General features: G+C 67.4%; 27 protein-coding genes. 16 read left to right on the forward strand and 11 right to left on the reverse strand.

What is annotated here, in order from left to right:
* The first annotated feature begins 83 nt into the window (after positions 1 to 83).
* The 4 genes from ACFW6D_RS02435 to ACFW6D_RS02450 are packed head-to-tail and all read left to right on the forward strand — an operon-like array spanning position 84 to position 3811.
* Positions 84 to 2432: a nitrate- and nitrite sensing domain-containing protein gene (locus ACFW6D_RS02435; protein ID WP_379323958.1), complete on the forward strand. Its 2349-nt coding sequence runs from the start codon at positions 84 to 86 to the stop codon at positions 2430 to 2432.
* Position 2433: 1 nt separating this feature from the next.
* Entirely contained in the window at positions 2434 to 2838 is a 405-nt protein-coding gene (locus ACFW6D_RS02440; protein WP_379323960.1) for a roadblock/LC7 domain-containing protein, read from the forward strand.
* 12 nt (positions 2839 to 2850) lie between these two features.
* Positions 2851 to 3225, forward strand: a complete 375-nt coding sequence (locus ACFW6D_RS02445) for a DUF742 domain-containing protein (RefSeq protein ID WP_379230384.1) — start codon at positions 2851 to 2853, stop codon at positions 3223 to 3225.
* Positions 3206 to 3811: an ATP/GTP-binding protein gene (locus ACFW6D_RS02450; RefSeq protein WP_379323962.1), complete on the forward strand. Its 606-nt coding sequence runs from the start codon at positions 3206 to 3208 to the stop codon at positions 3809 to 3811. The genes ACFW6D_RS02445 and ACFW6D_RS02450 overlap by 20 nt, the downstream gene beginning before the upstream one ends.
* A gap of 4 nt (positions 3812 to 3815) precedes the next feature.
* Here ACFW6D_RS02450 and ACFW6D_RS02455 read toward each other — a convergent pair whose 3' ends face one another.
* A complete protein-coding gene (locus tag ACFW6D_RS02455; RefSeq protein WP_379323964.1) occupies positions 3816 to 4664 on the reverse strand; it encodes an SDR family oxidoreductase in 849 nt (282 codons plus the stop codon).
* 113 nt (positions 4665 to 4777) lie between these two features.
* Between ACFW6D_RS02455 and ACFW6D_RS02460 the strand changes: the two genes are divergently transcribed.
* Positions 4778 to 5386, forward strand: coding sequence for a TetR/AcrR family transcriptional regulator (locus tag ACFW6D_RS02460; protein ID WP_379323966.1), 609 nt, complete (start codon positions 4778 to 4780; stop codon positions 5384 to 5386).
* Between the two features lie 124 nt (positions 5387 to 5510).
* Here the strand turns inward: ACFW6D_RS02460 and ACFW6D_RS02465 are convergent, their stop codons facing one another.
* Both ACFW6D_RS02465 and ACFW6D_RS02470 read right to left on the reverse strand, forming a co-directional pair.
* The gene (locus ACFW6D_RS02465; protein ID WP_379323968.1) at positions 5511 to 6557 is read right to left on the reverse strand and encodes a fused (3R)-hydroxyacyl-ACP dehydratase subunits HadA/HadB; all 1047 of its coding nucleotides are present in this window, start codon (positions 6555 to 6557) and stop codon (positions 5511 to 5513) included.
* 107 nt (positions 6558 to 6664) lie between these two features.
* A complete protein-coding gene (locus ACFW6D_RS02470; RefSeq protein WP_379323970.1) occupies positions 6665 to 7174 on the reverse strand; it encodes a hypothetical protein in 510 nt (169 codons plus the stop codon).
* 166 nt (positions 7175 to 7340) lie between these two features.
* On the opposite strand from ACFW6D_RS02470, the gene ACFW6D_RS02475 reads away from it, so the two are divergent.
* Together ACFW6D_RS02475 and katG are read left to right on the forward strand one after the other, a co-directional pair.
* Complete coding sequence (locus tag ACFW6D_RS02475; RefSeq protein ID WP_379324231.1) at positions 7341 to 7748, forward strand: Fur family transcriptional regulator; 408 nt, start codon at positions 7341 to 7343, stop codon at positions 7746 to 7748.
* Positions 7749 to 7759: 11 nt separating this feature from the next.
* Positions 7760 to 9979, forward strand: a complete 2220-nt coding sequence (gene katG / locus ACFW6D_RS02480) for a catalase/peroxidase HPI (RefSeq protein WP_379323972.1) — start codon at positions 7760 to 7762, stop codon at positions 9977 to 9979.
* 59 nt (positions 9980 to 10038) lie between these two features.
* Here katG and ACFW6D_RS02485 read toward each other — a convergent pair whose 3' ends face one another.
* Positions 10039 to 10494 (reverse strand): SRPBCC family protein, encoded by a 456-nt coding sequence (locus ACFW6D_RS02485; RefSeq protein WP_379323974.1) that lies wholly within the window; start codon positions 10492 to 10494, stop codon positions 10039 to 10041.
* 57 nt (positions 10495 to 10551) lie between these two features.
* Positions 10552 to 10962, reverse strand: a complete 411-nt coding sequence (locus ACFW6D_RS02490; RefSeq protein WP_379323976.1) for a nitroreductase family deazaflavin-dependent oxidoreductase — start codon at positions 10960 to 10962, stop codon at positions 10552 to 10554.
* 113 nt (positions 10963 to 11075) lie between these two features.
* On the opposite strand from ACFW6D_RS02490, the gene ACFW6D_RS02495 reads away from it, so the two are divergent.
* From ACFW6D_RS02495 to ACFW6D_RS02505, 3 genes are all read left to right on the forward strand, one after another.
* Positions 11076 to 11792 carry a metal-dependent hydrolase gene (locus ACFW6D_RS02495; protein WP_379323978.1) on the forward strand — a complete coding sequence of 239 codons (717 nt, stop codon included), beginning with the start codon at positions 11076 to 11078 and terminating at the stop codon, positions 11790 to 11792.
* A gap of 234 nt (positions 11793 to 12026) precedes the next feature.
* On the forward strand, positions 12027 to 13283 hold the full coding sequence (locus tag ACFW6D_RS02500) for a lipase family alpha/beta hydrolase (RefSeq protein ID WP_379323980.1): 1257 nt from the start codon (positions 12027 to 12029) through the stop codon (positions 13281 to 13283).
* Positions 13280 to 14080: a HugZ family protein gene (locus ACFW6D_RS02505; RefSeq protein ID WP_379230407.1), complete on the forward strand. Its 801-nt coding sequence runs from the start codon at positions 13280 to 13282 to the stop codon at positions 14078 to 14080. The genes ACFW6D_RS02500 and ACFW6D_RS02505 overlap by 4 nt, the downstream gene beginning before the upstream one ends.
* Here the strand turns inward: ACFW6D_RS02505 and ACFW6D_RS02510 are convergent, their stop codons facing one another.
* On the reverse strand, positions 14081 to 14467 hold the full coding sequence (locus ACFW6D_RS02510; RefSeq protein WP_379323982.1) for a VOC family protein: 387 nt from the start codon (positions 14465 to 14467) through the stop codon (positions 14081 to 14083).
* A 93-nt stretch (positions 14468 to 14560) separates the two neighbouring features.
* On the opposite strand from ACFW6D_RS02510, the gene ACFW6D_RS02515 reads away from it, so the two are divergent.
* Positions 14561 to 15433 carry an alpha/beta fold hydrolase gene (locus ACFW6D_RS02515; RefSeq protein WP_379323984.1) on the forward strand — a complete coding sequence of 291 codons (873 nt, stop codon included), beginning with the start codon at positions 14561 to 14563 and terminating at the stop codon, positions 15431 to 15433.
* 35 nt (positions 15434 to 15468) lie between these two features.
* Here the strand turns inward: ACFW6D_RS02515 and ACFW6D_RS02520 are convergent, their stop codons facing one another.
* The gene (locus tag ACFW6D_RS02520; RefSeq protein ID WP_379323986.1) at positions 15469 to 15819 is read right to left on the reverse strand and encodes a hypothetical protein; all 351 of its coding nucleotides are present in this window, start codon (positions 15817 to 15819) and stop codon (positions 15469 to 15471) included.
* An 81-nt stretch (positions 15820 to 15900) separates the two neighbouring features.
* Positions 15901 to 16485 carry an HdeD family acid-resistance protein gene (locus ACFW6D_RS02525; RefSeq protein WP_379323988.1) on the reverse strand — a complete coding sequence of 195 codons (585 nt, stop codon included), beginning with the start codon at positions 16483 to 16485 and terminating at the stop codon, positions 15901 to 15903.
* 161 nt (positions 16486 to 16646) lie between these two features.
* On the opposite strand from ACFW6D_RS02525, the gene ACFW6D_RS02530 reads away from it, so the two are divergent.
* The gene (locus ACFW6D_RS02530; protein WP_379323990.1) at positions 16647 to 17621 is read left to right on the forward strand and encodes a glycosyltransferase family 9 protein; all 975 of its coding nucleotides are present in this window, start codon (positions 16647 to 16649) and stop codon (positions 17619 to 17621) included.
* Here ACFW6D_RS02530 and ACFW6D_RS02535 read toward each other — a convergent pair.
* Positions 17603 to 17932, reverse strand: a complete 330-nt coding sequence (locus ACFW6D_RS02535; RefSeq protein WP_379230415.1) for an ArsR/SmtB family transcription factor — start codon at positions 17930 to 17932, stop codon at positions 17603 to 17605. The two genes, ACFW6D_RS02530 and ACFW6D_RS02535, sit on opposite strands and share 19 nt — an antisense overlap.
* Positions 17933 to 18115: 183 nt before the next feature.
* Here ACFW6D_RS02535 and ACFW6D_RS02540 point away from each other — a divergent pair, with 183 nt between their 5' ends.
* Positions 18116 to 18874, forward strand: coding sequence for a M23 family metallopeptidase (locus ACFW6D_RS02540; RefSeq protein ID WP_379323992.1), 759 nt, complete (start codon positions 18116 to 18118; stop codon positions 18872 to 18874).
* A 3-nt stretch (positions 18875 to 18877) separates the two neighbouring features.
* Here the strand turns inward: ACFW6D_RS02540 and ACFW6D_RS02545 are convergent, their stop codons facing one another.
* Positions 18878 to 19780, reverse strand: a complete 903-nt coding sequence (locus ACFW6D_RS02545; protein WP_379323994.1) for a LysR family transcriptional regulator — start codon at positions 19778 to 19780, stop codon at positions 18878 to 18880.
* A gap of 90 nt (positions 19781 to 19870) precedes the next feature.
* Here ACFW6D_RS02545 and mqo point away from each other — a divergent pair, with 90 nt between their 5' ends.
* From mqo to ACFW6D_RS02560, 3 genes are all read left to right on the forward strand, one after another.
* The gene (gene mqo, locus ACFW6D_RS02550) at positions 19871 to 21301 is read left to right on the forward strand and encodes a malate dehydrogenase (quinone) (RefSeq protein ID WP_379323996.1); all 1431 of its coding nucleotides are present in this window, start codon (positions 19871 to 19873) and stop codon (positions 21299 to 21301) included.
* A gap of 190 nt (positions 21302 to 21491) precedes the next feature.
* Positions 21492 to 22340 (forward strand): SDR family oxidoreductase, encoded by an 849-nt coding sequence (locus ACFW6D_RS02555; protein ID WP_379323998.1) that lies wholly within the window; start codon positions 21492 to 21494, stop codon positions 22338 to 22340.
* A gap of 104 nt (positions 22341 to 22444) precedes the next feature.
* The gene (locus tag ACFW6D_RS02560; RefSeq protein WP_379324000.1) at positions 22445 to 23446 is read left to right on the forward strand and encodes a hypothetical protein; all 1002 of its coding nucleotides are present in this window, start codon (positions 22445 to 22447) and stop codon (positions 23444 to 23446) included.
* Between the two features lie 78 nt (positions 23447 to 23524).
* Here the strand turns inward: ACFW6D_RS02560 and ACFW6D_RS02565 are convergent, their stop codons facing one another.
* On the reverse strand, positions 23525 to 23851 hold the full coding sequence (locus ACFW6D_RS02565) for a hypothetical protein (RefSeq protein WP_379324002.1): 327 nt from the start codon (positions 23849 to 23851) through the stop codon (positions 23525 to 23527).
* Between the last annotated feature and the right edge of the window lie 11 nt (positions 23852 to 23862).

A 23862-nucleotide genomic window follows, 5' to 3' on the forward strand; every position in this document is an offset into this window, starting at 1 on the left:
ATGTCTTCGCGCACAAACTAAATCGCGTCCCGCTGAGCGAGACACACGCGACAACAGTGCAACGATTCCGTTACGTTATGGCGATGTTCTTAGCGAGACTCGGTGTGCGCACACGGATTCTGGCGATCGCCCTCATCCCCAGTGTGACCCTGGTGGTCATCGGGGTCGGTGCCGCCGGATATTTGGTCAACGAGAGTGACAAGGCCAAATCGTGGGCGAACGAACTCGAAGCGGCCATCGCTCCCGGCCAGGAACTGGTCGCGGCGATGCAGTCCGAGCGCGCGCTCACTTTGTCGCTGCTAGCCGGTGACAAGTCTGTCGCTACTGCCCTGCCCGCGGCGCGTAGCCGCGTCGACGCCGCCTTTGACGTCGTCAACGCCACCATGGCAAGGGCGGCGGAGGTCAACGGCACCAAGCTCGGCGACAGCGAAGCCGAGGCCGCCGCCTACAAGACAGCACAGACCACCGTCCGCGGCGCGGCCGACGCGGGCTTGTTGCCACCCGCTGATGCGTACATGTTCTTCAACCAGGTGCTCGACAGGTTCATCGTCGGCACCAAACAGGCCGGACTCGAATCGCCCAACGCCGAGGTCGGGATCGGCATCACCGAGGGCGGGCGACTGCTCAACATCATCGAGTCGATGTCACGCAGCAACGCGCTCGGTTCCGCGCTGGTCACCTCCGAGGGCACCTTCGCGATCCCGATCGACGAGTACATCAACCAGACCGGTTACTTCCAGACCGCGTTTCCCGCGATCGGCCGCGAACTCGTCGAATCCGAAGCCAACCAGATCAACGCCATGCTGGCCATGCCGCAGTGGCAGCAGATCACCACGATGAACTCCGCGATCATCGCCCGTTACGGCGCGCCCGCCGCGGCCAAGCCCTCGTCGTCCACGTCGTCCACCCAGGTCAGGGTCGACCCGCTGCCGATGTCGCCAGAGGAATGGGAAGCCGCGGTCGGCACGGTCAATCGCGCGCTCGTCGACCTCTACTCCGCGCACAACAAGAACGTCCAGACGCTCGCCAAGGACGCCGCCCGCAACGCCGAGGTCAATGCCGCGCTCGCCGGTGGCGGCGTCCTCGCGCTCAGCGTACTGGTGTTCCTGATCGCGCTGATCCTGGCCAACCGGATCATTCGTCGCCTGCGCAGGCTGTGCAATCAGACGTTGCTCCTGGCGGACGAGCAGTTGCCCGCCACCATGCGTACGCTGCGCGAGGGCGGCGAGGTCGATACCGACGCGACCGCGCCGAAGCTGGACTTCGGCAAGGACGAGATCGGTCAGGTCGCCATGGCCTTCGAGCACGCCGCCGCGGCCGCGATCGGTGCCGCGGTCGACGAGGCCCGCACGCGGGAAGGTGTGCGCGCGGTGTTCCTCAATATCGCCCACCGCAGCCAGATCGTGGTGCACCGCCAGCTCGAGATCCTCGACGAAGCCGAACGGCGCCAAGAGGATCCGGCGCTGCTCGAGACCCTGTTCCGGCTCGATCACTTGGCCACTCGCGAACGCCGCAACGCCGAGAACCTGATCATCCTCGGCGGCGGACGGCCGGGGCGGCAGTGGCGTCAGCCCGTGCCCGTGATGGATGTGGTGCGCAGCGCCATCGGTGAGACCCTGGATTACGCGCGGGTGCGGGTCACCAAACTCCCCGAGGTCAGTGTCGTCGGCACCGTGGTGGCCGACCTCGTGCACCTGCTCGCCGAGCTCGTCGACAACGCCACCGCGTTCTCCCCGCCTCAGTCGCGGGTCGAGGCGGGCGGCAACATTGTCGGCAAGGGTGTGGTCGTCGAGATCACCGATCAGGGCATGGGCATGAGCGCCGACGACCTGGTCCGCTACAACAACATGCTGGCCGATCCGCCGGACTTCGGTGTCGGCACGCTGTCCTCGGACTCGCGCCTCGGCCTGTTCGTGGTCGCCCGGCTGGCAGTGGCGCACGGTGTGTCGGTGCGGCTGAGCGAATCCGATTACGGCGGCATCCGCGCGATCGTGCTGATCCCGCAGCAGTTGCTGGCCGGCGAGGCCGAGCTGGCGGGCGTGCCGCCCGCGATGACCGGGCCGCTGCGTCGCGGTCTGCCCGCACCGCAGGAATCGGCGCCCGTCGCCGCCCTCGAATCGTCGCCGGCGCCCGTCGCGACGCTGGTCGCCGATCCGCCGACCCCGCGTCCGATGGCACCGGCCCCGGAAATGCCGGTCGTGGCGCCCCCGCGCTTCGACACCGACACCGACGAACGGCCCGCGCTGCCGCGCCGCAGCAGGCAGACGAATCTGGCGCCCGAACTCACCGAGCCCGCCGCCGAGGCGCCGAGCGCACCGGAGCGTCCCCGCTCCCCCGAACAGGCGCGCGACATCATGTCCGCGATCGAGAACGGCACCCGCCAGGGTCGCAAACAACAGCCCACATCGAATCAGGACGAACAGGAAGGCTGAGGTGAACTCTTCCCCCGGTGATCTCAACTGGCTACTCGACGATCTCGTCGACCGGCTGGCAGGGGTCCGCTACGCGGTCGTGCTGTCCACCGACGGGCTGTTGCTCGGACGTTCCTCGCAGATGAAGCGTGAGGACGCCGAACACTTCGCCGCGATGTCGTCGACCCTCTACGGTCTCGCGCGCAGCGCGGGCAGCCGGTTCGACGGTGGTGGCGTGCGTCAAGCAGTGATCGAGCTCGATCGGGCCGTGCTGTTCGTCACCTCGGCCGGTGAGAACGCTTGCCTGGCACTGCAAGCCAACGAGTCGGCCAATCTCGGCATGGTCGCCTACGAAATGAATCTCACCGTGCAGCGGGTCGGCAGTTATCTGACGACGGAACCGCGGCACGGGCATGCGCAGCTATAGAAAGTTTCCACAATGACTCGACTCGGCGATCCGTGGTTCGACGACGCGGCCGGACCACTGGTCCGGCCGTACGCGGTGACCCGCGGCCGCACCATGGGCGCGGCGCACGACCTGGACATGCTCACGGTGGTGGTAGCGGTGCATCCCGCCCCCACCCTGCGCAAACCAGAACCCGAGTACCGGACGATCGCGCAGCTGTGCAAGCGTCCACAGTCGGTGGCCGAGGTCTCGGCCGTGCTGAAACTGCCTCTGGCGGTGACCAAGATCCTCGTCGGTGATCTCATCGCCGAGGGCCACCTCATCTTCCGGGCTCCAGTAACGGCCGAGGCCGGTGCCGGTGACCTCAACATATTGCGAGCGGTTCTGGATGGCATCCGAAAACTTTGACCCGATGTCCGCAGGCGACCAGCACATGGCCGCCTCGGTCAAGATTCTCATCGCCGGCGGCTTCGGCGTCGGCAAGACCACCATGGTCGCCTCGATCAGCGAGATCGCGCCGCTGCGAACCGAAGAGCTGATCACCGAGGTCAGCACCGGTGTCGACGATCTGTCGGGCGTGGAGCAGAAGCACACGACCACCGTCGCGCTGGACTTCGGGCGCATCACCATCGACCGGGATCTGGTGCTGTACCTGTTCGGTACGCCGGGCCAGGACCGCTTCTGGTTCCTGTGGGACGAGCTGTGCCGTGGCGCGCTCGGCGCGATCGTGCTGGCCGACACCCGCCGGTTGAGCAATTCCTTCGCGGCCGTCGACTTCTTCGAGCGACGCGGCCTGCCGTTCCTGATCGCGGTGAACTGCTTCGACGGTGCGCCTCGCTACACCGTCGACGAGGTGCGCGACGCGCTGGACCTGGATCCGGCCACGCCGGTGATCCTGTGCGACGCACGCGATCGGCCCTCGGCCAAGGCGGTGCTGACCCACCTCGTCGAGTACCTGATCGACCGCGCCGCCCGCACCCCCGTCACCACCTGACCTATTACGCCGGGCCCGGTGCGGGGACTGCCCGTTCCGCGGCTCGGCTGGTCTGCTCCCAGGCCGACCAGGTGGCCATCTTGGTGCGCGCGAGCTCGAAGGCCAAGTCGTACACCATGTTTCCCAGCAGCAGACGCAGCGGCGGTTCCTCGGCGTCGACGAGGGTGAGCAGTGTCTGGGCGGCCAGTGCCGGTTCGCTGTCGATAGAACCTTCGGCCCACTGCGCCTCGAGCTGGGCGCGCAGCGGGGCGTAGGCATCGATCGGGGTGGTGTTGGTCATGGCCGAGTACAGGTCGGTCCAATAACCGCCCGGCTGCAGAATGCTCACGCGCACACCGAATTCCGCCGCCTCCATCGCCAGGGCCTCGCTCATGCCCTCGAGGGCGAACTTGCTCGCGGCGTACATGCCCGACAGCGGGAAGCCCGCGAGTCCGCCGATGCTGGAGACCTGCACGATGTGCCCGGACCGTTGCGCGCGCAGATGCGGCAGCACGGCTTGGCTCACCCACAGTGCGCCGAAGAAGTTGACCTCGAATTGGGCGCGCGCCTCGGCTTCGGTGAATTCCTCGATCATGCCCATCGACAGGGTGCCCGCGTTGTTGACCACGATGTCGAGGCGACCGAAGTGGGCGACGGCGGCATCGACCGCCTCGTGCACGGCGTCGCGGTCGGTGACGTCGAGGGTGAGCGGCAGCACCCGATCCGGGTGTGCGGCGGCGAGTTCGTCGAGCGCGGAGCGCGTGCGGGCCGCGACGGCGACCCGATCCCCTGCCGCCAGTGCGGCTTCGGCGAAGGCACGGCCGAGACCGCGGCTTGCTCCGGTGATGAACCAGACGCGGGATGCGGTGGTCATGACTGCCCTCCTTGCCTAGACAAGACGTTGCGTCTCGCCTGATGGTTCGAGGATGCCATCGGTTTCGCCGTGCGTCAAGACGCAACGTCTCGTCTCTTTGCTAGGATGACGGCATGAGTCAGGCGAAACCCGCATCCCGGCCGTCGGCGGACGCGACCCGGCGCAACGAGGCATCCCGGCGCGCGATCCTGTCCGCCGCCTTCGAACTGGCGGGCGAGATCGGCTACGACAAGCTGACCATCGAGGCGATCGCCGCCAGGGCAGGCGTCGGCAAGCAGACAATCTACCGATGGTGGCCGTCCAAGGGCGCGGTCCTACTTGACGCTGTCCTGCTGCTCAGCGAGACCGACCAGGCCACGGGCCTACCCGATACCGGCGACCTGGAAGCCGACCTGAAACTCGTCCTGCGCGCCACAGTCGACGAACTCGCCGACCCACGCTTCGACCTGCCCCTGCGAGGCCTGACCAGCGCGATCATGCACGACACCGACCTGGCCGCCACCTACGCCGAACGCCTACAGGGCCCGATCGACGACCTGAAACGTCGCAGGCTCGCCGCCGCCAAGGCAGCGGGTCAGATCGCCGACGATATCGATCTGGACGTGGCGATCGCGATGATCTGGGGTCCGCTGATGGACCGCTGGCTACTCCGCACGGGCGGACTCACCCGTGAATTCGCCGATCGCGTCGTCGAGACCGCACTCAGAGGGCTACGCGGCTGATCGGCATTTTCGCCGACGCCGGAGGGCCACGATGTCGCCGCCCGCGTCCCTCGCCTCCGATCGGGGCCCCAGCCGCGGTTCCCGTCGCGGTGAACCCGTCCGGGCTCACCGCGACGGTACGAACTCAGCGGAAGCGCAGGTTCGCGGTGGCGAGGCCGTAGATCTTGCGACCACCGGACTTGGCGGTGATGGCGACCACCGCGGTGCGGGTCTCGGGGTCGAGAGACTTCACACGGCCGGTGAACTCGATCTGGCCGCCCTCGCGGCCGACGACCGTGGGGGCCGACAGGCGAATGCCGTAGCGGGTGACGGCACCGGGATCGCCGGACCAGGTGGCGAGGAAGCCCGCGCCAAGGCCCATGGTCAGCATGCCGTGGGCGATGATGTCGGGCAGGCCGGCCAGCTCGGCGATCTTCTCGTCCCAGTGGATCGGGTTGTTGTCGCCGGAGACGCCCGCGTAATTGACGAGGTCACCACGCGAGAGGCGGGCATCACGCAGCGGCAGCTCGTCGCCGACGGTCAACTCGTCGAACGACAGCGTGGTGTTCGGGATGCGCGCGGCACCGTCGACGGACAGGCGCACCTCACCCTCGGGTCGCAGGGTGGTCTCCACCGCGGCGCTCCTGTCCTGACTGAACACCTTCACGCCGTGGAGCATGACGTTCTCCACCGCGGCGGTGATCTCGGGCGAGACGCCGTCGTCACCGGTGATGCCGACGACCGTGGTGTGCATGATGTGCACGGTCTCGCCTGCTTCGTCGACGAAGGTGTTGGTGACCGTGATCAGGTCCTTGCCCGCGATCGTGCGCACCGAGGTCAACTCGACGTCGACGACGAGGCGGTCACCGGCCACGATCGGCTTGTGCTGTTCGAAGACCTGCTCGGTCTGCACGAACATGTCGTAGCCGACGACCACCGTCTCGAACAGCAACTTGTTGGCCGCCATCGCCGGAATCGAGACGAACGTCAGCGGCGCGACCAGGCCCGAGTAACCGAGCGCGGCGGCCGCCTCGTCCTCCCAGTGTGCCGGGTGGAAGTCCTGGACCGCGCGGGCGTATTCGCGGACCTTCTCGCGACCGACCTCGTACAGGCCCTCGACCCGGTAGTAGTGCCCTACCTTCGACGCGGTATCCGGGGCATCGACGGGCGGAGCATCGACTACGGAAGTCACTATGTATCACCTTCGTTCGGGGAACGGACACCCGGCAGGCTAGTCGACGCGCAGGCGGACCGGGCATTCCTTGGCACAGTTCACAGTTCTGAACCCTTCCGACACGGTCAGAAAGAGGGTACGTCGCTGGTGCTGGCGTTGCCGGTGACCGAGGGCTGCAGCGTGATCGTCCAGCTGGAATCACTGTCGAACGAATCGTCGAACTTCGAGAAGTCGCGATCGCGGGTGAAGCCGAGAGTGGCCTGGTCCCAGTCCTTTCCGTACTTCATGTAGACGAAGTAGGTGCCGTCGATACCGCTGAGCGTGGCATTGGAGTTGCCCTGCACGTAGATCGTGGCCTGCGGCTTCTTGGGGTCGCCGTTGGTGACCACGATCGCGACATCGCTGCTGTTGCCGTTTTCGATCTCGAGGGTGCCCGAGCCGACCAGTCCGTCCTGCTGGACCACGGCGCCGTTCTCGCCACGCCGGTTCTGCAGCGGCGCCGCGGGCGTGCTCGACGTTGTGGTCGTGGCCTTCGCCTTACTGCTCGTCGGCGACGCGGACTGTCCCGACTCGCAACCACCCACCAGAAGGACCGCCGCGATCGCGGACACGGCATACCACTGACGATTCGACATCGTTCCCACCCCATGCTCATGGACCGGCTCCCCGAGCCGGTCATCCCGGCCAGTATTGCGCTAATTGCCCGATTTGTCTTCACGAACTCGTCGTCGCCAACCCTTGCGCCATTATCTGGAATCAGTCATAATCTGGAATGTGTCCACCCAACCGGACTTCGAACAGATGCTGCGGGCAGCCGCACTGCGCGTCACCGCGCCGCGCCTGGCGGTACTCACCGCCGTGCACCAGCATCCGCATGCCGACACGGACACCATCCTGAGCCGAGTCAGAGCCACCCTCGGGGCCGTCAGCCAGCAGGCCGTCTACGACGTACTGCGGGCACTCACCAGCGCCGGACTGCTCCGGCGATTCCAGCCGATGGGCACCGTCGCGCGCTATGAGACGCGCGTCGGTGACAACCATCATCATCTGGTGTGCCGATCCTGTGGGGTGATCGTCGATGTCGAGTGCGCTGTCGGCGAGGCGCCCTGTCTGACTCCCCGCGATGACCGCGGTTTCGTCGTCGACGAAGCCGAAGTCATCTACTGGGGCCGCTGCCCCGACTGCACGACATCACCTTCACTCTCCTGAAAGGATTCACCGTGCCCGAGGAACACCCACCGATCGCCGAAGCCAACACGGAACCCGGTGGCGGCTGCCCCGTCATGCATCGCCCGTTCGCCTCCACCGACGCCCGTGGGAGCAACAGCGACTGGTGGCCCAACCAGCTCAATCTCACTCTCCTGCAGAAGAATCCGGCCGTGGCCAACCCCATGGGCGAAGACTTCGACTACGCGGCCGAGTTCGCGACCCTCGACCTGGCGGCGGTGAAGGCCGATATCGAGCAGGTCATGACCACCTCGCAGCCCTGGTGGCCCGCCGACTTCGGCCACTACGGCCCGTTCTTCATTCGTATGGCCTGGCACTCCGCGGGCACCTACCGCGTCGGTGACGGCCGCGGCGGGGCGGGCTCTGGCATGCAGCGGTTCGCCCCGCTCAACAGCTGGCCCGACAACGCCAGCCTCGACAAGGCGCGCCGCCTGCTGTGGCCGGTGAAGAAGAAGTACGGCCGCAAGCTTTCGTGGGCCGACCTGTTCGTCTACACCGGCAATGTCGCGCTCGAGTCGATGGGCTTCGAGACCTTCGGTTTCGGTGGCGGCCGCGTCGACGAGTGGGAGCCAGAGGAAGACGTGTTCTGGGGCCCGGAGCGCACCTGGCTGGGCGACGAGCGCTACACCGGTGACCGCAACCTCGAGCGTCCCCTCGCAGCGGTTCAGATGGGCCTGATCTACGTCAATCCCGAAGGCCCCAACGGCAATCCGGATCCCATCGCCGCCGCCGTCGACATCCGCGAGACCTTCGCCAGGATGGCGATGAACGACGAGGAGACCGCCGCGCTCATCGCCGGCGGGCACACCTTCGGCAAGACCCACGGTGCAGGCCCCGCCGACAACGTCGGCCCCGAGCCCGAGGCCGCCCCGCTGGAACTGCAGGGGCTGGGCTGGAAGAGCGAGTTCGGCACCGGTGTCGGCAAGGACGCGATCACCAGCGGCCTGGAGGGCATCTGGAACAGCACCCCGATCACCTGGGACAACAACTTCCTCGAGACCCTCTACGGGTACGAGTGGGAGCTGAGCAAGAGTCCGGCCGGTGCGCACCAGTGGATCCCGAAGGACGGCGCGGGCGCCGACACCGTGCCCGACGCGTTCGTTCCGGGCAAGAAGGTCGCCCCGACCATGCTGACCACCGACCTGTCGCTGCGGTTCGACCCCATCTACGGGCCGATCACCCGCCGCTGGCTGGACAACCCGGCCGAGTTCGCCGACGCGTTCGCCCGTGCCTGGTACAAGCTCACCCACCGCGACATGGGCCCGATCGTGCGCTACCTCGGCCCGCTCGTGCCCTCGGAAGAGCTGCTCTGGCAGGACCCGGTGCCCGCCCAGAACGGCCCGCTCATCGGTGACTCCGAGATCGCGACCCTCAAGGGTCAGATCCAGTCCTCGGGGTTGTCCATCGCCCAGCTGGTGACGACGGCGTGGGCCGCGGCCTCCTCGTTCCGTGGCAGCGACAAGCGTGGTGGCGCCAACGGTGGCCGGATCCGGTTGCAGCCGCAGGCCGGTTGGGCGGTCAACCAGCCCGACGAGCTCGCTCAGGTGGTCCGCGTCTACGAAGGCATCCAGGACACGTTCAACTCCGGGGGCGGCGCGCAGGTCTCGTTCGCCGATCTGGTCGTGCTCGGTGGTGCGGTGGGTGTCGAACAGGCCGCGCAGGCCGCCGGTTTCCCGGTGACCGTGCCGTTCACGCCGGGCCGTACCGATGCGACCCAGGCCCAGACCGACATCGAGTCGTTCGACGCGCTCGAAACCCCCGCCGACGGGTTCCGCAACTACGTGTCCAAGGACGCGCAGATCCCGGCGGAGTTCCTGCTGATCGACAAGGCGAACCTGCTCACGCTCAGTGCGCCGGAGATGACCGTGTTGATCGGTGGTCTGCGGGTGCTCGGCGCGAACTACCAGGGCTCGTCACTGGGCGTGTTCACCGAAACCCCGGGTGCGTTGACGAACGATTTCTTCGTCAACCTCCTCGACATGGGTATCGAGTGGGCGCCGTCGGCCGCCGACGAGAACGTCTTCGAAGGCCGCGACCGGACCTCGAGCGCGGTCACCTGGACCGGTAGCCGCGTCGACCTGGTGTTCGGCTCCAACTCGCAGCTGCGGGCGGTGGCCGAGGTCTACGCGACCGACGACGCGAAGGAGAAGTTCGTGCACGACTTCGTCGCCGCGTGGACCAAGGTGAGCAACCTGGACCGGTTCGACATCTGATGATCTTCTGACGAAAATGCCCTGCGAATCATGCTGATTCGCAGGGCATTTCGCTGTGCTCAGGACTCGGCGAGCTCCGCCAGCCGGTCCACCGAGGCCTGCAGCTTGTCGGCGGTGGTGGCCTTGGCCCGCACCTGACGCAGCTCGTCGTGCAGTGCGGTCCAGTCGTAGGTGTGGGTCACCCGGGTATGGGTGTCGTCGATCGGCTCCAACTCCCAGCGCCACAGGTGTCCCGGCGGGGTCTTGTCCCGCTCGGACGGGTTCCACGCGATGCGGCGACCCTCCTCGAACTCGACGATGTGGTTGTCGCGATCGGCGCCGTTGGTCAGCGTCGTGGTGAACACGTCACCGACTGCGCAAACCCGCTGCCCCGTCTTCGCCTGCGCGAGATTGTCATTGCCGTCCCAACGCGGCTGCTGCGCGGGATCGGCGATCAGCTCGAAGATCGCGGCGGGGCTCGCCGCGATGACGCGGGAGGCGTGGACAATGCGTGGCACGTCGATGGTTTCGGTCACCGACCGATAGAACCAGCAGCCCACCGACCCCGGCAACCATTCCGCTCGAGGCAGCGACTAACTCGTGCGGTACACCGCGAACACAGGGATCTCACGACTGGTGTTGTCGCGGTACTCGCCGAAGCCCGGCAGCCGTTCGACCATCCGGTCGTACAGTGCGGTGCGCTCGGGTTCGGCGACGAGTTCGGCCTTACCCCGGTAGGTTTCGCTGCCCACCTCGAGGGTGAGTTCCGGGTCGGCGACAAGGTTGTAGTACCAGGCCGGATGCTTGTCGGCACCACCGTTGGACGCGATCAACACGATCCGATCCCCATCGGGCAGGTACACCAGCGGATTGGTGATCGCCCGCCCCGACTTCGCCCCGGTCGTGGTGATGATCACCATGGCGTCATTGCCTTCGAACGGGCCACCCACACGCCCTCCGTTGGCCCGGAACTCGGCGATCACCTGGTCGTTGAAAGCGTTCATCGTGGTCCTCTCATCGGATAACTCACCTTGCCCCAACAACCCGGCCGCGCCCCACATTCCGGCGCTGTGCACGGCATATGCGGTGAAGTAGTGACTTACTCTAACGTTGCGGGGTGCTAGGACATTCACATGCGACGAGCGGGGCGCTGGCTTGGGCGGGGACTGCGGCTGCGTTGCCGCTCACCGTTGCCACGTTTCCTCTGTTCGCCAGCGAGACAACGCAATTCGGGATCGCCGAACTCATCATGGGGACGTTCCTCACCGCGGGGGCGGCATTGTTGCCGGACGCGGATCATCCCAGCGGGACCATTTCTCACGTGCTCGGGCCGGTGTCGCATCATCTGTGCCGGTTCATCTCGTGGGTGTCGGGTGGGCACCGACACGGCACACATTCGCTGCTGTTCGTCGTCGCGGCGGTCGCAGCCACCTGGGCGGGCGAGCATTACCTCGGGCGGCCGTTCACGTTGAGCCTGGTGTTCTTTCTGCTCGCGTTGGCGGTGCGGTCGCTGCACCTGTGCCCGCCGGGTAAGAGTGTGCGAACCTACGGCACGGTGATCGTGCTGGCGTCGGCGGGGACTTTCGCTGTCGATCATTGGATCGTCGACCGGCCTGTGTGGTTGCCGATCTGCGTCGGGCTCGGCTGCCTGGCGCATCTGCTGGGCGACTGCCTCACCGATCGCGGGTGCCGATTGCTGTGGCCGTTCCCGTTGCGGACGAGGGTTCCGCTGATCGAGCGGACCGGTAATCGCGTCGAAACCTGGGTCATCTCACCGCTTTTCGTGCTCGGCACGATGGGCGCGCTCTGGTACGCGATCATGCACCGGCCGTGACAGTCGGGACGGCGGTCCACAAGACCGCCGTCCCGACTCCGCCCCGACCCTCCCCTGCCGGTCGGCGTAGCCGGCCTTCGTGCAGCCTGTCCAGACAAATGCTTTAATGCGCATATCTCTGTATCACGATGGATTTTGTTGCACGCCCCAGCCCGGCGGGTCCGGAACCGTCGCCGGTCGCAGAACACACCCCATCCGAAGCAAAAGTCAGTGCACAGTTGTACTCTCAATCTCGTGACGGAGCAGCTCCCCCAATCCCAGGCCGAAGTACAGGCGCTCACGCGGCTGGCCGGTGACGAGTTCGTCGGCGCGGTCGAGGGGATCGCATCGATCCACCGCGCCATCACCGACCGGGTGTTCGCGGCCGTTCGATTGGGCGTCGGGCCCGCCGCCGCGCCGGTGAAGGTCGTCCACGACGCCATCACCGACGGCGTGTACGCGGCCGTCGGCGGCACCGGATTCGTCCTCGGCGAGGTGGCGAGCGCGGTCCAGCTGCCCGGCGCCACCGCGCCCTCGCGCACCGTCTGGGGCGCCGGCGTACTGGCCGCGATCCAGGGCCTGATCGGCGACGCGCTCGAGGACGAGACACCGATCCTGTCCTCCCCCATGACCTTTCGCGTCGATGGCGTCCCCGTCCCGCCCGAGGAATTCGCCGCGCACGTCCCGGTCCCGACGACCAAGCTGGTCGTGCTCCTGCACGGGCTCGTCGAAACCGAACACTCCTGGCGCCTCGGCAACCGCCCCACCTACGGCGAGCGCCTGGAGGCCGACCTCGGCTACACCCCGGTCTTCGTCCGCTTCAACAGCGGCCTGCACATCTCCGAGAATGCCGCCCAGCTCAGCGACCTGCTGGCGCGCCTGGTCGAGAGCTGGCCACTGCCGGTGCACGAGATCTGCCTGATCGGACACTCGATGGGCGGGCTCGTCATGCGCAGCGCGTGCCATCAGGCCGAGGAGTCGGGCCAGGCGTGGGTGCGCGCGGTGCGGCAGGTGGTCTGCCTCGGTTCACCGCATCTGGGCGCACCGCTCGAACAATTCGTGCACTACGCCTCAGCCGCCCTCGATCTGCTGCCCGAGACCCGCCCACTGAGCACGCTGTTGCGCAGGCGCAGCGCAGGCATCCGGGATCTGCGGCACGGTTCGCTGGTCGACGAGGACTGGCGTGACCTCGACGTGAACACCCTGCGCGCGCGAGCGGTCAAGGAAGTGCCGCTGCTGCCCGGGGTCGACCACTACTTCGTCACCACCACCATCACCCACAGCCCGAAGCATCCGCTCGGCGTGATCATCGGCGACGGCATGGTGCTCTCGGGCAGCGGCTCCGGTCGCGGACGCACAAGGCGCCTCGACTTCGACGCGGTCAACGGCCTGCACATCCCCGGCGCGAACCATTTCAGCCTGCTCAATCACGACGCCGTCTACGACGCCCTGTACAGCTGGTTGTCGAGCACGCCACGCCGACCGCGCCAGGTCGATACGCTGTGGCCATGACTCTCGACCACGGCGATCCGGGCGACGCACCTGCCATTCCGCTGCCGACCGCTCCCCTGGCCAACGAGGCCCGCCCCTCGCCGGCCGAAGAAGCCAGAACGATCGCGGCGGGCACCAATACCGGCACCCTGGCCAGCCTCACCGCCGATGGCGCACCGTGGGCGTCGTTCATTACCTACGGGCTGCTCGACGGCGCTCCGGTGCTGAGCGTGTCGCGCCTGGCCGAACACGGCCGCAACCTGGCCGCCGACCCGCGCGCCAGCATCGCGATCGTCACCCCTGACATCCCGGCCGACCCCCTCGCGGGCACCAGGATCACCCTGGCCGGACACGTGGAGCGCCCGACCGGCGCCGAAGCCGACGCGGCCCGCGAGGCCCACCTGACGGCGATCCCGGCGGCCAAGTACTACATCGACTACAGCGACTTCACCCTGTGGGTGTTGCGGATCGAACGGGTGCGCTGGGTGGGCGGCTACGGCCGGATGGATTCCGCTTCGGCGGCCGAATACCTTGCCGCACAGCCGGACCCGATCGTCGCGCACGCCGCACCCGGGATCGCGCACCTCAACGCCGACCACGCCGAAGCACTGCTGGCGATGGCTCAGCAGCTGGGTGGGTTCCCCGACGCCATCGCCGCCACCTGCGAGCGCGCCGACCGCTACGGCCTCGACCTGCGCGTGGAGTCGCCACGCGGCGTGGCCCGCACCCGCGTCGGTTACGCCGCACCGCTGTCGGAGATCAGCGAATTGCGTGCGGCGACAGTCGAACTCGCACGCCGGGCCCGCGCGACCCACTGATCACGCCTCGTACAGCTCCAGGGGCAGGTCGTCCGGATCGAAGAAGAAGGCCATCTGCTTGCCGGTGTGCTCATCGGTACGCAGTTCCTCGGTCCGGACGCCGCGCGCCCGCAACTCATCGAGAGCGCCGGGCACACTCGCGACGGCAAAAGCCAAGTGCCGCAACCCCGCCGCCTCCGGTCTGCTCGGACGCGCGGGCGGATCGGGAAACGAGAACAGTTCGATGCGAACCCCACCGGCAAGCTCGATGTCGAGCTTCCACGAATCGCGGTCGGCCCGATAGTTCTCGTCGACCACGGTGCCACCGAGGATCTCGGTATAGAAACTTTTCGACCGCGCGTAGTCGGTGGCGATGATCGCTACGTGATGGATGCCGAGAAGTTGCACGCCGCCACGGTAGCGGATTCCCGCTCGCGCAACCCGCCCGGACGCGCTACCTTCGGTCTCGAAACGAGACTGGCAAGACCCGCTGGAGGCACGATGACAGATCTCTGGGAACAGTGGCGATCGTGCGGCGAGCTGATCGATGTCGCTGTCCGTGGCGTGACGCGGCGGATATTCGTGCGCACCACCGGGTCAGGACCGGTTGTTGTTCTCCTGCACGGCTTTCCGAGCTCGTCGCTCGAATGGTCCGGAATCGAACCGGTGCTGGCCGCCGAACGGACGGTGCTCAGTATCGACTTCCTCGGCTACGGCGCCAGCGAGAAGCCGCCCGGGTACCGGTACAGCATCTTCGAACAAGCCGACCTCGTCTCCGCGGTCCTCGCCGCACGCGCCGTCACCCACGCCCACGTCGTCGCCTACGACTACGGCGGGATCGTGCTGAGTGAACTCCTCGCACGCGGCCCCGCGGCGGGGTTTCAGCTGACCGGTGCGACCTTCCTCAACGGTGGACTGATCGCTGAACACTACCGACCGCGCCTCGTGCAGCGCGCCGCGCTCATCCCCGGTCTCGGGCGCCTACTGGCGCGGGCGTACACCGAGTCGGTGTTCGTCCGCAGTTGGTCCGAGGTCTTCTCCGCTGAACATCCGCTCGATCGCGATCTCGCCGCCACGCACTATCGGGCACTGCGGTCGGGCGACCCGGACGGCGACATCTCGCGCAGGCTGCTCGCCTACATTCCCGAACGCGCCGCCCACCGGGAACGCTTGGAGCAGGCGATCTTCGGCACCGACGTGCCGGTGTCGTTCCTGTGGGGCGTGCGCGATCCGGTGTCGGGCGCGCATATGGCGAAGGCCATCGCGGACCGCTCCCCCGGCGCCGACCTCGTCGAATACCCGGACGCGGGACACTGCCCACACCTCGAGATCCCGGACCGCGTCGCCGCCGACCTCCTCGCCCGCGCCCGCTGATTTCACGCCCGTCAGCTCAGGGCCACAGCACCAGCTCAGGGCCACAGCACCGCGACCAGTACGTTGACGATCGCGAGTCCGCCCGCGGCATCGGTCATCCAGTCGATCTGTTTGCCCCGCTTGGCATCACCCCGACCCATCTCGGCGAAGGCGGCCACCGCGACCGCGATCACCAACTTCACCGCCAGTTTCGTCGTATCCGGCTCCTTGTCCAGGGAGTCGATGCCCGATGCCAGGCCGGCCAGGATCACACCGGTGATCAGCTGCGCGCGGGCGCCCCACACCATCAGCTCCGACACCACCGGGCGCGAGGCGACATAGCCACCGACCACCGCGGCCATACCGAGCAGGTGGGTCACGACCACGAGGTTGTAAACGAATTCCATGAATCGGGAGCGTAGTTCAGACGAAAGCGGCCGGTGCCCGAAGGCACCGGCCGGTTCAGACGAACTTTCCGTAGCGAGAGATCAGCCCGCGTACTGGTCCAGCATGCGCGAGTCCTTGCGGACACCGAAGGCCGTGATGACCTCCATGATGCCGATGACGATCAGGAAGATGCCGACGACCAGGACCAGCGTGGCGATGGAGCTGATCGGCCACACGATCAGGATCACACCGGCCAGCGCGCTGATGATGCCGTAGAAGATCTGCCAGCCGCGCCCGGGCACGCCCGAGTCCGAGATCGCGGCGAACAGCACGGCGACGCCACGGAACAGCCAGCTGATGCCGATCCACAGCCCCAGCAACACAATCGAGGCGAGGTCGTCGCGGAAGCAGAAGACGCCGATGATCAGCGACAGCACGCCGCTGATGAACGACAGCACGCGGAAACTGGTGCTCGGCAGATGGGTGAAGGCGGCGATCAGCTGGAAGATGCCGCTGACGACCATGTAGATGCCGAACAGTACGCCCGCCACGAGCAGTGACGGACCGGGCCACACCAGCACGATGATGCCGAGGACCACCGCGAGCAGGCCGGTGACCAGAATTGTTTGCCAGGTTTTCTTGGCAAGAGCCGTCAACGGGCTCTCCAGCACGGTATTTGTCGTCATGACGAGATGTTATGCCCGCTCGCTCTGGTTTCCCGGAAATTAGCTGTGGCTGTAATCGTGTCGCGATCGAGTGCGACACCGCGGCGACGCCCTGACGCGGCCCGTCACATCGTTGCCCTCGCGAAAGTTTGGTCCGCGACCGTCTCGGGTAGATGAAGAATGTGTCGGTTGTACTAGTGCTGCAAGCTCAGGGTCTCGGAGAGCTCCTCTCCGCGGTCCCGGCTCTGCGTGCCCTGCGCCGGGCCGAACCGCAGAGCCGGATCGTCCTGGCCGCGCCTCATCGGCTGGAGCAGATCGTCGACCTCATCTCCTCGGTCGACGAACTCGTCGCCATCGCCGATCCGGCCGCCCTGATCTGGGATGGTCCCGCACCCGAATTGGCGGTGAACCTGCACGGCCCCGACGGCGCCAGCGCACGGGCGCTGGCCGATACCGGTGCGACGCGGATCATCGGTCATCGCACGCCCGCCCTGCCCAAGCTCGCCGGTCCGCGCTGGGATCCCGACGCGCACGTGGTCGACCGGTGGTGTCGGCTACTCGAGGGTGAGGGTATCGCCGCCGATCGCCGCAACCTCGGCTTGGTCCCCCCGGTGGCCTCGATCAGCCGCCGCGACAGTGTCGTCGTCCACATCGGCGCGGGTGCGCCCGCGCGCCGGTGGCCGCCGGAACGGTTCGCCGCGGTGGTGCGCCACCTGCTGGTACTCGGGCGCGATGTCGTCCTCACGGGCGATCCGTTCGAGCACGATATCGCCCGGCAGGTGGCCGCGCAGGCGGGCCTGCCCGACGATCGGGTGCTGGCGGGCAGGCAGAACCTCACCGATCTGGCCGCGACGGTCGCCGAGGCCGCGCTCGTGATCAGCGGCGATACCGGTGTCGGGCATCTGGCGACAGCGTTCGGCACCCGCACGGTCCTGCTGTTCGGTCCGACGCCCCCGCGTCGAGGTGGTCCGCCCGCGCACCTACTCGGCAGGCACGCGGTGCTGTGGGCCGGACAAGTCGGCGATCACGACGGCCTGACCCCCGACCCCGGTCTGCTGCGGATCGGCGTGCCCGAGGTGATCGCGGCGGTCGATATGCAGCTGGACAAGCAGGCATGGGCCGAATCCGGCAGGTCGCGTTATCGTCGGGTCGGCTGAGCGCCGGTCGCTTCTCGCAGCGCGGCGGCATGGGCCGCCAGCGCGCTGGGCCAGAACTTGTCGAGGTAGTCGCGGGCGTCGTTGAGGCCGCGGGGGTCGAGGGAGTAGAGGTGCCGATTCCCGTCGCGGCGCATGCGCACGAGGTGGGCTTCCCGCAGCACGCGCAGGTGCTGCGAAGCCGCCGAGCTGGTGATTCCGGTGGCGGCGGCGAGGTCGGCCACCGAGCGGGGACCCTGCGGCAACGATTCGAAGATCGCGCGCCGGGTGGGGTCGGACAACGCCGTGATGGCACGGACTCCGTTAGCGTCCACTGAATCAGTGTCCCCGGGATTCAGAGTTCCGGCAACGATCTTGCACGCGCGCATTTCACCCGGTGAGTCCAAGGATGCCGCTATTCGTTAGAGTATTGTTATAGATCAACTGGGGTTATAGCGGTTCGTGATGGCAACCACAGGATTCGCCGCGAAGGTTACGGTTTAGCTACGTTCATAAACATGTTCGTGACCAACCCGTTATCTGCTCGAGTCTCCGACGCCTTCGCAGGTCGTTGGGGAGGCGTGGTCGCGGGTGCGGTGGCTTTGTCCGCACTCGTGGGTACCTCCGTCGCCACTTTCAGTGAGCCCGAGAGCCCTGTCCCCACTACGACGATCGCCGCGGATGCCACCGAGGCCATCAACTCCGGCCAGTCGCCGTACCGCTTCACCGCGTACACCCCCGCCGAGGCCCAGGGCCCGCAGGGCACCGTCCCCGCCTCCGCCCCGATCCCGTGGGAGGAGCACCGCGAGGCTGTCGCGCTGGAACTGCCGCAGCTGCCGTTCATCGCTCCCCCGCCGCCGCGCCCGCAGACCGTTCGCCCGGTCAACGGTCGGCTGACCTCCTACTACGGCGCCCGCTGGGGCACCGCGCACAACGGCATCGACTTCGGTGACCCGATCGGCGCGCCCGTCTTCGCCGTCACCGACGGTACCGTGATCGAGACCGGACCTGCCTCGGGCTTCGGCCTGTGGGTCCGCGTTCAGCAGGACGACGGCACCATCGGCGTGTTCGGCCACGTCAACGACATCCTGGTCGCCCCCGGCCAGCACGTGAACGCCGGTGACACCATCGCCACCGTCGGTAACCGTGGCAACTCCACCGGCCCCCACCTGCATTACGAGGTGCACGTGCCGGACGGCTCCCAGTACGGCGCCCCGATCGACCCGCACCCGTGGCTCGCCGCGCGTGGCGTCGACGCCGGCGTTGCCCAGGACTGATCGTCAACCACTGATCGCCGCCCGGCGCGCGATCAGAAATTCCCGAAGCCGCGCGACCGCGAGCGTCGAGTCATGGTCTCCCGAGACCAGGCCGACCTCGCGGTCGCGTTCGCCATCGATGGGTATCACCGCCAGATCCGGGTTCGGGACTTCGGCGGCGGGCAGGAGCGCGACGCCCTGACCCAGCGCGACCAGGGCCCGCAGGGTTTCGAACTCGGTGATCTCGAAGACAACGCGTGGCGTGAAACCGGCTGCGGCGCACCAGGTGTCGAGCAGGGTGCGCAGCTGGTAGCTGGGCGGGTTGGCGATGAACGATTCGTCGGCGAGTTCGGCGAGATCGATGTGGGTGCGGCGGGCCAGGGGATGCGTGCGGGCTACGTGCAGGTCGATGCGTTGGCGGCCGAGGTCGACGGTCGGTAGGTCGGGTGGGGGTGGGATCATCACCGCCAGGTCGAGTCGGCCCTCGCGCACCTGCTCGGCCAGCGCCTCGCCGTGTGCTTGCACCAGGTGCAGCCGGATTCGCGGGGCGCGGGTGTGGAACTGGGCGAGCAGCGAGGGGACGCTGACCGGGCCCAGCGTGAGCGGGAAGCCGAAACGCACCAGACCGCTCTCGGGATCGGCGTCGGCGCGGACCCGTCTGATGGCGTCGTCGAGGGCGCCCACCAGTTCGCGCGTGTGTTCGTAGAGGTCACGGCCCTGCGGGGTGAGGGTGATCCCGCGCCCGACCGGCTGGAACAACGCCACTCCGAGCAGCTGCTCCAGTGTCTTGATCCGACGACTGAGCGAGGACTGCGGGACACCGAGTCGCTGCGCGGCCCGGGTGAAGTGGCCTGCGTCGGCGGCCGCGTCGAAGGCGGCGAGCAACGGTGCGACCGCGTTCGCTCCTACCTCCGGTGAATCATTCATTTTCGGATCATATCCCTGGCGATTCCGTGTTGGACGGATTACTGCTTGGAGCGCGACGATAGCGGTACACAGCTCACGGGAGGTTCGACAATGAACGACACCAGACCTGAAACCTGCAGTGGCGACGACATTCTCGACGCGGTGCTGATCGGCGGCGGCATCATGTCGGCCACGCTCGGCGCGCTGTTGAGCACCCTCGCGCCGGACTGGTCGATCGCGCTGTTCGAGCGGCTCGGCGAACCGGCGGCCGAGAGCAGCCATCCCTGGAACAACGCCGGAACCGGGCACTCCGGGCTGTGCGAGCTCAACTACATGCCCGACCCGAGCGATCGAGCCAAGGCGGCGGAGATCGCCGATCAGTTCGCGCTCTCATGCCGGTTCTGGTCCGCACTGGCCGACCGTGGCGAGCTCGAGCCCACCTTCCTCACTCCGACTCCGCACGTCACCGTGGTGTTCGGCGAGCGCGATATCGCTTATCTGCGGCAGCGGTACGCGACATTGCGGGAGCTGCCCGCCTTCGCGGAGATGGAGTTCACCACCGATCGTGCGGTGATCGGCGAGTGGGCGCCGCTGCTCGTACGTGGCAGGGCCGACGGCGAGGCGATGGCGGCCACCCGCCACACCGCAGGCACCGATATCGACTTCGGTGCGCTGACCAGGTCGTTGTTGTCGACGATGAAGGGCGCGGGGAATGCGGTGCGGATGCATCGCGAGATCACCGGCCTCACCCGCGGCAAGGACGGGCTGTGGACGGTGCGCGGCCGCGACCTCGACAGCGGGCGGCGATTCGTCGTGCGGAGCCGGTTCGTGTTCATCGGCGCGGGCGGATACGCGTTGCGCCTGTTGCAGCGCGCGGGTCTGCCCGAGGTGCGCGGATACGGGGTTTTCCCGCTCGGCGCCCAGTTCCTGCGCACCGACAACCCCGACGTCGTCGCCGAACACCACGCCAAGGTCTACAGCCAAGCCGCTCTCGGCGCCCCACCGATGTCGGTCCCCCACCTGGATCGCCGCGAGGTCGACGGCACCGGCGCCCTGCTCTTCGGCCCCTACGCCACCTTCAGCACCCGCCTGCTCCGCCACGGCAAACTCACCGACCTGTTCACCACTCTGCGCCCCCACAACATCGTCCCGCTGATCGCCGCGGGCCTGCAGAACCTCGGCCTGGTCACATTCCTGATCACCGAACTCCTCGCGTCCCGCCGACAGAAATTCGCCCAACTCCAACGCTTCTACCCCACCGCCGACCCCGCCGACTGGACCCTGATCCGAGCAGGCCAACGCGCCCAACTGGTGAAACCCGACCCCGACCGAGGCGGCACCCTCGAATTCGGCACCGAACTCGTCACCGGCGCCGACGGAACCTGCGCAGGCCTACTCGGCGCCTCCCCCGGCGCCTCGATCGCCCCCGCCATCATGCAAGACCTCCTCGACCGCTGCTTCCCCGAACGCCGCCACGAATGGGCACCACTACTCGCACAATTGCTGCCACCGGCTGGATCGCCCGCCGAGGTCTCCTCGTAAACAATTGTCGGACACCATGATCCGCACCCCAGCCGACGTCGGGGTGCGGATTGCGTTCAGTGCGAGGCGGTGACGCACAGACCGTCGACTTCACCGCCGCAGCGCGGGGACAGGTGAGGACAGCCGACGTCGTTCGTGCAGTGGGTAGATTGCGGAGATTGTTCCGTTGTTCGCCTCGACAGGAGTTTTTGTGTTCGCCGAAGTCGCACGATCGGTACTGCTCAATCCGCCCGCGATTCCTCGCGCGCTCGCTCGGTTGGTTCGTGGTGAGCATGGGATCGAGGGCAAGACCGTGGTGTTGACGGGGGCGTCGTCGGGGGTCGGGAAGGCTGCGGCGCACGCGCTCGCGCGGGAGGGGGCACGGGTGATTCTTGTTGCCAGGAATGCTGAGCCGTTGACCGAGGTGCGGGATGCGGTGCGCGCCGAAAGTGGGGATGCCGAGATGATCACGTGCGATCTCGCCGATGCCGAGCAGAACGACGCGCTGGCGAAGGAGGTGCTCGAGCGGTTCGGGGCGGTCGATGTGTTGGTGAACAACGCGGGACGGTCGATCCGGCGTGGGGCCGCCGATACCACCGATCGGTTTCACGATTACGAGCGAACGATGGCGCTGAACTACTTCGGGGCGACGCGGCTCACGATGGGGTTGTTGCCGTCGATGCTCGACGCGGGTGAGGGGCACATCGTGAATGTCGCGACGTGGGGTGTGGCGGCGGGGTCGATGCCGCTGTTCACCGCCTATCACGCGTCGAAGGCGGCGCTCGGTGCGTTCGGGCGCAGTCTCGGGGCGGAGACCAGGCGGCGTGGCGTGTACGTCACCACCGTCGGGTATCCGCTGGTGCGCACGGAGATGATCGCGCCCACCGGCAAATACGCGGACGCGCCCGCCTTGTCTGCCGAGGATGCCGCCGACTGGATCCTCACCGCGATCCGAACCCGCCCGGTCGAGCTGTATCCGACCTACACCCGGGTGTTGCAGGCGCTCGCGCTCGTGTCACCGCGCGCGGTCGATGCCGCGATCTGGCGCATGGGGATCTGAGAAAACCCCTAGAACCGGAGTAGACCGACCCGTACCCGGGTATCGGTGCCGAACCGTTCCGCAGCGGGACGTGGTGTGGTGCACCGGATTTCTACCTTCGAAACATGGCGACGATCGACCTCACCCACACCCTGTCCCGCATCCGATCCCGCACCGCACCCGACCGCGCGCCCTGGCACGGACCACTGCTGGTGAACTCCGCGCTCATGGCCGCGCTGGTGGTGGTGTCGATGGTCGGGATGGTGGTCGACGATCGGCTGCTGCTCGGCGAGTCCGTGTGGCTCAAACCGGCCAAGTTCGGCCTCGCCTTCGCCCTCTACGGCGTGACCCTGGCCTGGATTCTGCGTCTGCCCCATCGCGGCCGACGGGCCACCTGGTGGCTCGGCACCGTCTTCGCGATTACCGGTGTCGCCGATGTCGGGTTCATCGCGGTGCAGGCGGCGCGCGGGACGTTCAGCCACTTCAACGACTCCACCGACCCGGTCAACGAGATCGGACAGCAGGTGTTCGCCTCCGGCGTGCCCGGCTTGTTCATCGCGAATCTCGTGCTGGCGGTGATCATTTCGTGGCAGAAGCTCGCGGATCGACCGACCACGATCGCGTTGAAGGCGGGACTGTGGCTGGCCGTGACCGGGATGGCGCTCGGGTATCTGATGGGCTTCACCGGACCACAACTCGTCCGACAGTCCGACGGCACGGTCGTCGGGTTGGTCGCCGGGCACACAGTTCGGCCCGGAGATACAGCACGTGACGCTGCGGCGGGCATGCCGATCACCCACTGGAGCACCACCGGCGGCGACCTGCGCATCCCCCATTTCGTCGGCCTGCACGGCATCCAGGTGCTGTTGCTGCTCGCCGTCGCTCTGCTCGCTCTCGCGCCGCGTTATTCCTGGTTGCGGACCGAAACCACCCGCGCTGCCCTGCTCGTGGTCGCCGTTCTCGGCTACTTCGGCCTACTCACTCTCGTGTTCTGGCAGGCCCTGCGCGGCCAAGCACTGACCGACCCCGACCTCGCGACCGCCGCTGCCGCGTCCGTGCTGGCGGTATTCGTCGCAGGGGGTGTGACAGCCGTGTACCTGCGCGCCAGAGAGTCGGCCGCGAACTAGCGCCATCGTCGGCCGGACAGGGCCGTTCGAAAACCTCGTGTTCGCCACTTTCTATGGGCGACACGGGGTTTCGTGCGTTCAGCGAAGCCGCTCGGCTTCCCGAGCCAACTGCACCAACGTCGCACTCAACCCCGCCAGCTCATCCGCAGAGGCCCCCTCCCCCACCGCCGTCGCCACATCCTCGGCCGCACACCGCGCCGCGAACCACCGATCGGCCAGATCGGCGGCCTCCTGCGCGGTGAGCACCACAGCATCCTCGGGAATCCCGGTCCCTTTGAGACTGCTGCGGTGTTCATAGGCACGTTGGCGGCACGACTGGCGGCAATAGCGGCGACGCCGACCCGATTCCGAATCCACGATCTCCCGCCCGCACCACAGGCAGGACAGCAGGCGACTGCGCGACATGATCGGAAACC

Source organism: Nocardia sp. NPDC058705 (genome assembly GCF_042749305.1).
GTDB lineage: Bacteria > Actinomycetota > Actinomycetes > Mycobacteriales > Mycobacteriaceae > Nocardia.